Origin of the sequence: Nibribacter ruber (assembly GCF_009913235.1) — a bacterium.
Lineage (GTDB): Bacteria > Bacteroidota > Bacteroidia > Cytophagales > Hymenobacteraceae > Nibribacter > Nibribacter ruber.
In genome coordinates, this window is sequence record NZ_CP047897.1 from 81,406 (window position 1) to 94,052 (window position 12,647).

The 12,647-nt window shown below is 48.8% G+C and carries 10 protein-coding genes; 6 read left to right on the forward strand and 4 right to left on the reverse strand.

The genetic code is table 11. The features are described from left to right. Positions 1 to 556 precede the first annotated feature (556 nt). The gene (locus tag GU926_RS18340; protein ID WP_198001443.1) at positions 557 to 916 is read right to left on the reverse strand and encodes a hypothetical protein; all 360 of its coding nucleotides are present in this window, start codon (positions 914 to 916) and stop codon (positions 557 to 559) included. 649 nt (positions 917 to 1,565) lie between these two features. Here GU926_RS18340 and GU926_RS00335 point away from each other — a divergent pair. Continuing rightward, positions 1,566 to 1,805, forward strand: coding sequence for a hypothetical protein (locus GU926_RS00335; RefSeq protein WP_160687921.1), 240 nt, complete (start codon positions 1,566 to 1,568; stop codon positions 1,803 to 1,805). A gap of 503 nt (positions 1,806 to 2,308) precedes the next feature. Here GU926_RS00335 and hrpB read toward each other — a convergent pair. Beyond that, positions 2,309 to 4,747: an ATP-dependent helicase HrpB gene (gene hrpB / locus GU926_RS00340; RefSeq protein ID WP_160687923.1), complete on the reverse strand. Its 2,439-nt coding sequence runs from the start codon at positions 4,745 to 4,747 to the stop codon at positions 2,309 to 2,311. A gap of 119 nt (positions 4,748 to 4,866) precedes the next feature. Here hrpB and GU926_RS00345 point away from each other — a divergent pair, with 119 nt between their 5' ends. From GU926_RS00345 to GU926_RS00360, 4 genes are all read left to right on the forward strand, one after another. After that, a complete protein-coding gene (locus tag GU926_RS00345; RefSeq protein WP_160687925.1) occupies positions 4,867 to 5,097 on the forward strand; it encodes a hypothetical protein in 231 nt (76 codons plus the stop codon). A gap of 34 nt (positions 5,098 to 5,131) precedes the next feature. After that, on the forward strand, positions 5,132 to 5,971 hold the full coding sequence (locus GU926_RS00350; RefSeq protein WP_160687927.1) for a phosphoribosyltransferase-like protein: 840 nt from the start codon (positions 5,132 to 5,134) through the stop codon (positions 5,969 to 5,971). Continuing rightward, positions 5,968 to 6,309 (forward strand): hypothetical protein, encoded by a 342-nt coding sequence (locus GU926_RS00355; protein WP_160687929.1) that lies wholly within the window; start codon positions 5,968 to 5,970, stop codon positions 6,307 to 6,309. The genes GU926_RS00350 and GU926_RS00355 overlap by 4 nt, the downstream gene beginning before the upstream one ends. Before the next feature lie 216 nt (positions 6,310 to 6,525). Continuing rightward, positions 6,526 to 7,566, forward strand: coding sequence for a reverse transcriptase family protein (locus GU926_RS00360; protein WP_160687931.1), 1,041 nt, complete (start codon positions 6,526 to 6,528; stop codon positions 7,564 to 7,566). Positions 7,567 to 7,649: 83 nt separating this feature from the next. On the opposite strand, the gene GU926_RS00365 is transcribed toward GU926_RS00360, so the two are convergent. Both GU926_RS00365 and GU926_RS00370 read right to left on the reverse strand, forming a co-directional pair. Then, positions 7,650 to 8,228, reverse strand: coding sequence for a TMEM175 family protein (locus GU926_RS00365; protein ID WP_160687933.1), 579 nt, complete (start codon positions 8,226 to 8,228; stop codon positions 7,650 to 7,652). Between the two features lie 309 nt (positions 8,229 to 8,537). Then, positions 8,538 to 9,743: a DUF1624 domain-containing protein gene (locus GU926_RS00370; RefSeq protein ID WP_160687935.1), complete on the reverse strand. Its 1,206-nt coding sequence runs from the start codon at positions 9,741 to 9,743 to the stop codon at positions 8,538 to 8,540. Positions 9,744 to 10,012: 269 nt separating this feature from the next. Between GU926_RS00370 and uvrA the strand changes: the two genes are divergently transcribed. Further along, complete coding sequence (gene uvrA / locus GU926_RS00375; protein WP_160687937.1) at positions 10,013 to 12,553, forward strand: excinuclease ABC subunit UvrA; 2,541 nt, start codon at positions 10,013 to 10,015, stop codon at positions 12,551 to 12,553. Positions 12,554 to 12,647 lie beyond the last annotated feature (94 nt).

Sequence of the window (12,647 nt, forward strand, 5' to 3'; positions counted from 1 at the left end):
GGCCCTTCGCGCTGCTGTTGTTTGTGGGACTTTGTCCCTGCCGCCGCTGGCCGCGGCGCACAAACACCAGAGGCGCTCAGAACCAGGACTGGTTTGGGTCCCAATACTGCGGGGGATTGATGGTTGGTTTAGCTGGTTACTAGTAATAGCCTTGGCTGTCGCTGCAGAGTTACTCGTGCCGGGCACGGTTTTTTTTATCTGTTATTGAGGTCAAATTGAATGGTGAAGCATCCTTTGACTTGATGCAGCGAGCGTAGCTCAGAGAGGGGGTAATACTAAAGGTGAAATGCTCGCTGGTTCCTTTAGGAGAGGCTACTAATAAAAGAAGCAAGCAGAAGAGGGCATTGGGAGGGAGAAAAGGCAGTGTCTAGTCTCTGTTTATGCAATACATAGATTATGCAATACATTGAAAATATCAGCGAATAAGGGGGCTAACAACCTACTCAACCACAGGACCGTTTTTGGTCTGTTTTCTAGGAAATAGGCTAAAAACGAAGCAAAAAAAAGAGGTGCGGACATCCGCACCTCATATAGTATTAGCAAGAAGTAGGGCTTCTTACTTGTTCTTTTTAACGTGTAGTTCCTTGGCTTCTCCGCCTTGAGCATTTGAGCCGGAAGAGGCATTCTGCTGGTTGGAGGAGGAGGCGTTGGAAGAAAGTCGTTTGGTATCTTGGGCACCAGCGCTGCCAGATGTTTCATCGTTCTTGTTGGAAGACCGTCCACCTCTGGCCAGGTATAAGCCGTAGGCAATCAGACCGAAACCAGCGGCGAAGGCCACGTATGATTTGTCTTTGTTGTGCAGGCTTTGGTAGAATTCCATGCCTGACTCCGCGGGGTTGTTGATGATGGCAGAAATGTGGGATGGGTCCTGAATTAAATCAGCGAGTGACTTTGGTTCTGTATTCTTGTTTTCCATAGTAGTATATTGGCTTGAGGTTGTAGGTACGGATTTTCCCGAAGGAAGATACCTGTCCGCTAAAAATCCTTCCCGGGGCTCTGGTACAGGATCCATCCTATTGCTGAATAAGATGTTCCCTTTCAGGCATATATAAACTAAGGCAAGTCGGTAAATACTTATCTCTAGGAATAGGGAAGATGGTGACCTAGGTTAAACAAATGCCTTAGGTTTTTAGAGGCTTTGAGTGTAGGGAACTTTCGTTTCAAATAAAGGAGGCCTTCCTTGGGCTAATGCGACGTGGGGGTAAACACTGGAAAAGGTAGCCAATAGATGGGTCTCGCAAGTAGATGCATAAGTAGGCTGCTTCTGCCATTGGAATCCAGAAAGAGACTAGGAGAAAGAGGGTAACCGGATCTTTTAATTTCTATCTAAATTTAGAAGATGCACGGATTTATTATAAAATTGGCGCCTTGTTGGGGATGAGTACTTTTTGAAGGATTGGGTGAATAGACTATGCGCTAGCTCAAGCGTTTAATTCAGATTTGTTGCGGGAATTCATAATTTAGGAATATTATAAATTGCTTCAAAAGAAGAGGTTTGCTGAAACAAAGAACCTGCTGGGCGCGCTATACCATAGTATCTCATGTTGAACTAAAGCCCTAAAGCTATGGAAGCGACTTGCAATCACTGCAACCACTGGATGCAGAACGTAAATATACCAGAAGTACAAAACAAACAGTTTGGCGTCTGCGATGAGCTCACTGGCCAGCATGCCCTTAACCCAGAGTATGTGTTGCCGTTGGTACACGAAGGCCCCAGCGACACCAAGCCTCGACAGTTTGAAATGATTACCGGCGCTCAGTTTGGTTGCAATCACTTTGATGAACGCCGCTCCTGGGTGCAGTAAGCGTTTTTAGTTGAGTTGATTAACTTTAGTTTCTTGCAGGCTCTGTATTGAGCTGTTGTGAAACTTATGGATAAAAATAGCCGCTGTAGTTTACAGCGGCTATTTTGTTTTTGAGGCAATAGACTTGTCTTTTCGGAGAAAGAGAGTTTACTGGTGCTCTTGCTTTAGGGCGGAAGTCACGAAAGTAAATCCGCGTCATAGAAGAAATAGGAAAGTGGAGGCGTGGCTTTGGTGAGAACACCAACAACGGTAAATGGCGAAAGGGAAGTTGAAAGAATAATTGATGTATTTGATGTTAACACCCCCTGCGCCCCCCTCAAAGGGGGGAATCACCTTCAAAGTAGTCTTAAAAGTAGCTTTGTCGTTTTTGGCCTGTATTCCGGGAAATAGTCTAAAAACGGAGGGTGCTTTCTAAACGCAAAGCCCTCACAGGTTTTAAAAACCTGTGAGGGCTGTTCTGTGGCTGGTGCCAAACAATCAGCAATCAACAACCAACAATCAAATTACTTCCAATCCACCTTCGGGAAGCGGGCTTTCAAAGAACCACGCATCAAGCGGTATTCTTCCTGCCAGAAGTAATGCAAGCTGTTCACCACTTTCAGAGGCTTTAAATCTGGCGTTAGCAAGTGCAAAGCCACGCCTTCGTCACCGCCATCAACGGTTGGATTGTGGGTCCAGTCAAACACGTCTTGCAAACGCACTTCCATGATGGGCGCCTGGGCGTTGTCTGGGTAGTACAGTTCCACCGCATGGCCGTCTGGTAAGGCTAAGGTAGCGGGAGCCAGTTCTTCTAACATCACCCGTTGCTCCCTAGTCAACATATTCTGCAACAGCGGCAACAGGTCAATGTCCAGCAGGTCCTGGCCAATCTGCACGTCCTCCAGGTGGTAGGCCAGCCATTCGTTGTTGGTCATGAGCAGGGTAGGGGTGCTAATATCAGGGAAGCCTTCGGTGGGGTGCCATTTCCGGAGACACAGCACGCGGTTCTGGAACTGCTTCACGGCCTCAGAGAAGTTCAACCAATCCTCGCCTTCACGCTTGATGGTCTCGCAGATGGCTTGCACCAGGAAACGCTCATCCGGCTCAGGCAATGGTTTGCTCTGGAGCACGATAGAGCCAATGCGCATGTCGCGGGAGGCCGTTAATTCGCCTTCCTCAGGGTCCCAGGAGACCACATCCTTTTGCTTCACCAGCGGGGCCAGGTCTTTGGGGTTGAGCGGCGAGGCCAGGAAAATGCGGCCCGGACCATCGCCGCCGGCGTGCAGGTGGGCAATGGCGAGCCAAGGGTCATGGGCCAGGTCGTCGCGGTGGCCGGCAGAGGCGTACTTGCCGTTGGCCAGCTGGAACTGGGCGTTGTTCCCAGGCCTGGCGTACGCAATACGTTCTGGGTAACAGTTGGCCAGCAGCACGCCGGTCTCATACGGGTCTACTGCGGTGTTTTCGGGTTCAATAGAAAACATCCGTCTATAACTGGCGGCAATCTTGTCAATCTTGGAGAAGCGCTTCTGGTGCAGTCCTTCTTGGCGGGTGCGGCGCAGGGCCTCAATGCGCAGGTTCAGGTCAATGCCGGCTTCGCGGGGTAAAGGGTCACGTTCTTCCAGCAGGGCGGCAATGTCGGTGGCCAGGGCCAGTTGGTCGCTTTCCTGGGCGGCCAGGAGCATGTGGGCCAGACGCGGGTGCGTGGGCAGGGCGTGCATCTTGCGGCCGTGCTCGGTGATGCGGCCGTTCTCCAGGGCGTTGAGCTGGTGCAGGGTTTCCTGAGCGTACAGCAGGGCGGCTTTGGGCGGCGGCGTGAGCCAGGTTAAGGCCCTGATGTCTGAAATGCCCCACGCGGCCATGTCCAGCACCAGCGGGGCCAGGTCGGCTTCCTGAATCTCGGGGGTACGGTGCGGGGCCAGGCGTTCGTGCAGGGCCTCGGTCCAGAGGCGGTAACAGGTGCCCGGACCTAAACGCCCGGCCCGACCCGCGCGTTGGTCGGCGGCGTCTTTGGAGATGCGCACCGTCTCTAGCCTGCTCAGGCCGGTGGCGGGGTCAAAGCGCTGGGTTTTGGCAAAGCCGGTGTCAATGACCACGGTCACGCCTTCAATGGTGAGGCTGGTCTCAGCAATGGAGGTGGCCAGCACCACTTTGCGCTTGCCGTTGCGGTCTGGCATAATGGCGGCGTATTGCTTGCCGGGGGGCAACATGCCGTACAGCGGGTGGATGGCCACCTCGCGCAGGCCTCTCCGGAGCAGGGCCTCTACTTTTCTGATGTCCTGCTCGCCGGGCAGAAACACCAGCACATCGCCTTGCTGTTCTTGCAGGGCCTTCCGGATGGCGCGGTCCGTCATTTCATGGAGCAGTTGGGCATCGGTCTCGCCGGCGTACTGCACGTCTATGGGGTATTGCCGACCCTGGCTCTCTACGGCGGGGGCGTTGAGCAGGCGGGTAAGCTGGGGCATGTTAAGCGTGGCGCTCATGACCAGAATGCGCAGGTCTGGGCGCTGGGTAGACTGGGCTTCGCGCGCCAGGGCCATGGCCACGTCTGCGTGGATGCTCCGCTCATGGAACTCGTCAAAAATGACCAGCCCCACACCGTTGAGGGCGTTGTCTGAGTGGAGCATGCGGGTGAGAATGCCCTCGGTGACTACCTCCAGGCGGGTCTTCTCTGAGGTGCGGTTCTCAAACCTGATGCGGTAGCCCACAGTCTGGCCCACCTCCTGGCCCAGCAGTTGCGCCAGCCGTTCGGCAATGGTGCGGGCCGCCAGCCGACGGGGTTCCAGCATGATGATTTTCTGCCCCTGCAGCCAGGCCTCGTCTAAAAGGGCCAGCGGCAACAGGGTACTCTTGCCCGCCCCCGGAGGCGCGTTCACAATCAGCGTGTTCTGTTCGGCAAGGTGCTCCCGCACGGAAGGGATAATCTCCCGAACGGGCAGGTCTATGGTAAATGGGTCGAAAGGCAAGGGGAGAATTTAGAGGGTTACTTAACTAATCTTACAAAGTTAAGACTAGACTTTGGGAAATATAAAAGAAATAACAATATTTGAAGAGGATAGGAAGCATCTTTAATTAATTATGTTTTATGTTTATAGTTTCTATTGGAGTTAAGCCATTGTTAAATCACGATATAAAATTTAGTGAATTGTATCGTTCAGAAAATGAAGAAGGTATTGCTAAATTTATTTCATCTTTAAAGAAGCACGAAGGGCCAATTCCTGTAGAATCATTAAATAGTTTAGTCGGTTATCCAATAAGAGTAAATGAAGTGTATTATTGTGATATAGAAGTTTATATAATCTTAACAAAAGAATAATGTTTGAATTGATGTTGTCTTTTGGAATTGTATAATGAAGAGAGAAGACTATAATAGGATATTAAGATTGTATCCAAAGCAGAAATGGTTAGTAAAAAAAGAAAGTGAATTGTTTAGCCTTCTTCAACATTGTGATCTGCCCCATCAGAAGGAATTGGTATTTGAACTTTTGAACGAATTTATATATGTAGATTTGGAATTATTAGAAATATATTTAGAGAATATTGCTGAATATATAGTTAATTCTTCTGGATTTACCTTGGAAAGAACAATTATTACTGCATTAGCTTGGGAAGGAGATCCTGATAGTAGTCAAATGATTATTCAGTTATTAAGGCCTTGGATGACTAGGAAAGGTTGGAATAATGTGGCCTTTGCAAGTAATGTTCCTAAGGGAATGAAGTTGCTAAATAAGTATGGATATGATCAAGTAATATTAGTAGATGAATTTTTAGGTACAGGAAGGACAGCAGAAATCCGTATTGAGTATTTGAGACAAGGTGCTGTTCGTGATTTAGAAATTAAAGCATGTTTCGTTGCAGGTATGAAGTTTGGCTTATGTAAAATTTCAAAACTATATGATGATGTTTTTTGTACGCTTGAGCTAGATCAAGCTATAACTGATAAATATTCAGGAATAGAAAAAACTAATGCAATTAGGTCAATGCATCAATTAGAAACTAAACTACTTAATGATATAAATGGTAAAAAATTAAAAGATTATAAATTTGGGTTCTCAAAAACTCAAGCACTTTATTCTTCTTATGGCAATATTCCTAATTCTGTTTTTCCGATTTTTTGGTGGCCATATGATAATGAATCTAAAAATCGGAATGTTCTTTTCATTCGTAATGAGACAGGATTGGAATTATGAAACTTTCTAATGAAGAAATAAGGATTTTGAAAGATTTGTACCGATCATCTGATGGGTTATCTCCTTTTGTTTTTTTTCAAAGATATAAGTATTCTCCTGCAGTAGTTTTTGAGTTTTCAACAAAGTTTTCAGAATTAAATTTTATTGAGGTCTCCAAATCATCAGGTAAGTTCAACTTGACCAATGGAGGAAGAGACTTTGTACTTAAAAGCAAGTTGAAGCTTTCAAATGATATTTACTCTAATATGCCTGAGGGTTGCACCCAACCTGCTTTGAAGGTAAATGAGCCTTACTTGCCTATTTTTAGTAAATTGCCAAAAGAATTATTAAACTTGTAGTACCTATGGGAGGTGGAAAAGAAACTAGCATATTGGAAGCGAGTCGCTTCTTGAGTTAAGGTTAGATTTAACCTAGGGCAAAGCAAGTTTGCCAGTTTGCTCGGCAGGGCCGAGACAAACTCTCAGTAATGATATTATTCGTCGTATCCTCCGAATAATATCATTACTGAGGTTAGCTAAAGTAAAGAAAGTAGTTTTATCCACCTCCCTTTTCAAATGTCGAAAAAAAGGATCTTAAGCAATTGGTCAAATTTTTTTGAGCAAAGAGGAATTCCTGAAGATATCCGAGAAATTTACCTCAGGTATATAAAAAAACTTTTAGTCAAAGATGTACCTATAATTTTTGACTTCAATCATCTGTCGAAATTAGTTGGACGGCAACAATGGTATTTGGCATCTGTCGTTAATAACACATCTTCGCATTATAGAACTTTTAATCTAAAAAAACGATCTGGGGGATTTAGGGAGATTTCAGTTCCTTATCCTGCTTTATTAGGAGTTCAGTATTGGGTTTATAAGAATATTTTACAAAAAATCCCTATTAATAATTCGAGCCATGGGTTTGCTAAAAACAAATCTATAATTACTAATTCTAAAATACATTTAGGGCAATCTAATTTGTTGAAAATGGATTTGAAGGATTTTTTTCCTTCAATACACTTAGCAAGAGTTATAAAAGTTTTTAAAGCCTTAGGCTATACTACTAAAGTTTCCTATTATTTAGCCTCTGTTTGTTGTATAAATGATTGTCTCCCACAAGGTGCACCTACTAGTCCTATTCTAAGTAATATAATTAGTTTTGATTTAGATAGGAGGTTATACCTTTTTGCTAAAAAATTCAATTTGAAATATTCTCGATATGCTGATGATTTGACTTTTTCTGGTGAAAATATAAATGTCAAAATGATACATTATATTTCTGAAATTATAGTTTCAGAAGGCTTTATAGTAAATGACAAAAAGACTAGATTGCATAAGGAGTCTGCTAAAAGAATAGTTACAGGTATTTCAGTCGCTGGTAGCGAATTAAAATTACCTAAAAAGTATAAAAGAGATCTTAAACAAGAATTATATTATATTAATAAATACGGCATTCATTCTCATGTTTCATCTGTTAATATCAAGCATACAAATTATATTGATGTTTTAATAGGTAAGCTGAATTTCTGGTTAAGTGTTGAGCCAGGCGACGAGTTTGTTGTAGAACAATTAAAAATGTTATATAGTATAAAGTATCCTGAAAGTATTCCTAAATAATATGTTGTATTTTTCTTAATACAAGAATATGTTAAATAATTTAATTGTTAATTATTGAAATACGTATTAAGCTTAAAATTAATTCAATTCTCCTCATAAACCTTTTCAATCCTTCTATCCGGTATCAACCACATCAACGCCACCAGCACATAGACACCGTTCGCGGCCCAGGGGCTCCAGAAGGAGAGGGCTATGCCTGTCAGGTACAAGAGCGGGGAGAGTTTGCCTTTCAGGTCTTGGCCAATGGCTTTGGCGAGTATTGAGTCTTTGCCGTTCTTTTGGATGATGGTCTGCTCCAGTACCCAATAGGCAATAGAGCACAAAAGCAGGATGCCGCCATACAGGGCCGTAGCCGCCGGCGCGAAGCTGTTTTCGCCCATCCAGCCGGTGGCAAAGGGAATCAAAGACAGCCAGAAGAGCAGGTGCAGGTTGGCCCAGAGAATGCTTCCGTTTACCTTGCTGGCGCTGTGGAGCATGTGGTGGTGGTTGTTCCAGTAAATACCGATGTAGATAAAGCTGAGCACGTAGCTCAGGAACACGGGCAGGAGCGGGGCCAGGGCTTGCCAGTCGGTGCCGTGCGGTACCTTAATCTCCAGTACCATAATGGTGATGATGATGGCCAACACGCCGTCACTAAATGCTTCTAACCGGTTCTTGTTCATAAGGAGGGTCACCCACCGCACCCAAGCCCGGCGAGTAGGAAGAAGGAAAGGTACTACTTAAACTTATATGTAGAAACAGCTATATTGATTTTGCCTCTCCTATTTGAACAGCCAAGGTCCGTTTTTGGCCTGTTTTCCAGAAAATAGCCCAAAAACGGAAATGCTTGTCCCGCCATGCGCAGTTGCTCTTATCTCGTTATTTGTACTTGACTATTCTGTCCAAAGACAAACCATCTTATAAGTCACAACCATAACCCAAACTTCTTTTAAGCGTTGGGTCAGGACAAAGACAAACAAGTGTATAGGTGCCTACAAATAGCTAAGCCATCTCTTCTCTAGGTGGGCGGCTTTGTAGCGGCTGTACCAGCGGCAGGCCGGGTAGAGAAGTAAGACAATAGTTATCCAGACCAGGTAGACATAAGGCAGTTCTACACCTACCCCCACTTCGGGGCGGCCAAATTTCATCATCCCGAAGGGCAAGTCCTGCCACTTGACGCCCTGCGCCAACACCATCACCAGCATAGAGGAATGGATCAAGTACCAGTGCAGTAGGTAGAAGAACATGGGCACCCGGCCATAGGTGGCAAAAAAGCGCGTCACGGCAGTATTGGTAGAGTTGAGCAGCCCCAGCAATACAATCATGATTCCTAGAAAGAATAAACTAAACTGCAATGAAGGCGGGTATTTGGTCACGTTGAAGAAAGACAGAATGGTAAAGGCCGTGGTGTTTTGCGGGGCCCAAGGATTTGGTTCGCCGTACAGGTTAAACACCCGCAGCACCACAAACACGGCCAGCATGGCAAAGCCAAGGATAAACAAGGCTTTCTTCCGGGCGAAAGCCTCTCTGCGTATCAGTTCCCCGAAGCTGTAGCCCAGTAACAGCAAACTCAGCCAAGGCAAGAGTGGGTAGGCCACCAACACCGCCGGTCCGCCCTCAAACGGGAAGAACCCCTGCCTGAACAACAAGGAATAAAAGAATTTGCCGGCCATGGTTTCTGCCGGGCCTACTTGTAGCAAAAGGTTATGCAATAAAATAATCACCAAGCCAATGCCGCCAATAATTCTGGAGGGAAGCCTGAGCAACAAGGCCAGCACCACAAAGCCCACGCCAATGGCAAAAATGACTTGCAACATGACCGTCCTGAACTGAATGTCAAACCAAATTCCAAAACCGATGACCGTCACTTCCAGTACCATTAGCCAGACGCCTCTACTCAACAAGAACTTCTGCGCCCGGCCGGCATCCCCGTGTTTCTTGTAAGACAAATACGCCGAGGTGCCCGCCAGAAACACAAAGGTGGGCGCGCAGAAATGTGTGACCCAGCGCGTGAGAAACAGGGCCGGCGTGGTGGTGTCAAAGGAGAGCGGGTCTTGTGACAATGAAGTGGTATGCCACAGGTCGCGCACGTGGTCCAGCGCCATGATCACAATGGCCAGCCCGCGCACTACATCAATAGAAGACACCCGGCTTTGGGTTTGCTGGGCCAGCGGAAGAGAAGCTTCGGTTTGCAACATAGATGGCGTTGGGTTGGAAGGTGGTGGGTACGTGGTTTTGAAGATATATAGCTTTTCTATGTTTTCCTAGAGACCTGCCAAGCCCCACCTTTCTATGGATTCCCTACTCCCTTGGCGTTGTTTCTAACCCTAAAAATGAGCAGGCCGTTTTTGGCCTGTTTTCCAGAAAACAGCCTAAAAACGGCTGATGCGCGCTGGGGCATTTGACCAGAAATACAACAGCCGCTTTCTGGCTTGCGTAAGGGCAAAGACCTTTGGTTTTACCGCATATGGCAAAAGAGACTCACGCAAACACCCCGCAAGAATTCACCGGCTTTGTGACCGTACGCGGCGCCCGGGAGCATAACCTCAAGAACGTAGACTTGACCATTCCCAGAGACGCGCTGGTGGTGTTCACGGGCGTGTCGGGTTCGGGCAAGTCGTCGTTGGCGTTTGGGACGCTGTACGCCGAGGCCCAGCGCCGTTACCTGGAGAGCGTGAGCCCGTACGCGCGGCGGCTGTTCCACCAGATGGCCGTGCCCGAGGTAGACGCCATTGAAGGCTTGCCGCCGGCGGTGGCTTTACAACAACAGCGCGGTACGCCCACCACCCGTTCCAGCGTGGGCAGTGTGACCACGCTCTCTAACCTGGTGCGCATGCTCTACAGCCGGGCAGGTGATTACCCCAAAGGCCAATCCATCATCTACGCCGAGGCCTTTTCGCCCAATACCCCCGAAGGCGCTTGCCCCACCTGCCACGGCCTGGGCCGCATCTATGAGGTCACCGAAGACAGCATGGTGCCCGACCCCAGCCTCACCATCCGGGAGCGGGCCATTGCCGCCTGGCCAACTGCCTGGGGTGGCCAGAACCAGCGCGACATTCTGGTGACCCTGGGCTATGACGTAGACCGCCCCTGGAAAGACCTGCCCCAGAAACAACGCGACTGGATTCTGTTCACCGAGGACCAGCCTGTGGTACCCGTGTATCCCGGTTATACGCCTGAGCAAACCCAGCGCGCGCTCAAACGCAAAGAAGAACCCAACTACATGGGCACCTTCTCCAGCGCCCGGCGGCACGTTTTCCATACGTTTGCCAACACCAACAGCCCCCAGATGAAAAAGCGGGTGATGCAGTACATGCTCCACACCGATTGCCCCACCTGCCAGGGCAAACGCCTGAACCCCGCTTCGCTCTCCATAAAATTTGCCGGCTATGACATCACCGAACTGTCGCGCCTGCCCCTGCAACGCGTGGCCCAGACCTTGCAACCGTATGTGAACGCCGTCACTTCTAGCCACACCCAGCATGACGAGGAACACCCCGAGCAGGTGATTGTGAAACAGCGCATCGCCCAGGACTTGGTGGCCCGTATTCAGGTACTCTTGGACTTGGGCTTAGGTTATCTGTCCCTGGAACGGAGCACGCCTACTTTATCGCCTGGCGAATTACAACGCCTGCGCCTGGCCACTCAGTTGTACTCGCATCTGTTTGGCGTGGTGTATGTCCTGGACGAGCCCTCGGCGGGCCTGCATCCTTCTGATACCTTGGCCCTGCTCACTGCCCTGGAGAACCTGAAGAAAGCGGGCAACTCTCTTTTTGTGGTGGAGCATAACCTGGACGTTATTTCCAAAGCAGATTGGCTGGTGGACGTAGGTCCGGCGGCTGGCGAGAAAGGCGGCGAAATCCTGTACAGCGGTCCGCCTCAAGGCTTGCAACAAGTCAGCAACTCTCAAACTGCCGCCTATCTATTCTGTTCAGCGCCAGTTGGTATCCGTGAGCGCCGCACGCCCACCGGTTGGCTCAAACTCAGCGGCGTGACTCGCAACAACTTACACAACCTGGACGCTGAATTCCCGCTGGGTGTGTTCACCACCGTCACGGGTGTGTCAGGCTCGGGCAAGAGTAGTTTGGTGAGTCAGGTGCTGGTAGAATTAGTAGCCGAACATCTGGGGCATGAGTTGCAATTGGAAGAAGAGGAGGGAGACGCGCTGGAAAGCAAAGCACCGCAAACCTTGGGCGGAAGAATTGTAAGCGGCCTAGAGCAAATCAAACGCCTGGTGCGAGTAGACCAGAAAGCCATTGGGCGCACGCCGCGCTCTAACATGGCCACCTACACCGGCTTGTTTGACCACGTGCGCAAGCTCTTCGCCGAGACGCCCTTGGCCAAAAAACGCCGTTATGACGCGGGCCGCTTTTCCTTCAACGTAGCCAAAGGCCGCTGTGAGAACTGTACCGGCGAGGGATTCGTGATGGTGGAACTGCTTTTCCTGCCCAGCGTGTACGCGCCCTGCCCGGTCTGCCACGGCGCCCGCTACAATGCCCAAACCCTGGAAGTGACCTACCGCGACCTCAACATTGCCCAAGTCCTGAACCTGACTGTAGACGCCGCCTGGGAATTTTTTGATGAGGAACCTGCCATTCACCGCGCCCTCACCGTCCTGCGGGAAGTAGGCTTAGGCTACCTGCGCCTCGGTCAACCCGCTACAGAACTATCTGGTGGCGAAGCTCAGCGCATCAAACTCGCCACCGAACTGCAACGCCTGAGCCGCGGCAATAGCTTGTATATTCTGGATGAACCTACCACCGGTTTACACCCCTCAGACGTAGAGAAGCTCATGGCCCAATTAGAGAAACTGGTAGATGCCGGCAACACGGTCATTGTGGTGGAACATACCATGCGCGTGGCCGCTGCTAGTGATTGGGTGTTAGACATAGGACCCGGCGCCGGGGAGGAAGGCGGACAGATTGTAGCTGCCGGAACGCCAGAGCAGGTGGCTAAGGTGAAGGAAAGTAAGACAGCGCCATTCCTTCGGAAAGAATTAGAAAGATAACTGCCGTTTTCAGGCTGTTTTCTGGAAAACAGCCTGAAAACAAAAACCAACTTACTTTAAAATTAGGCTATGCAAAGACTCGGCTCCAGCTTAA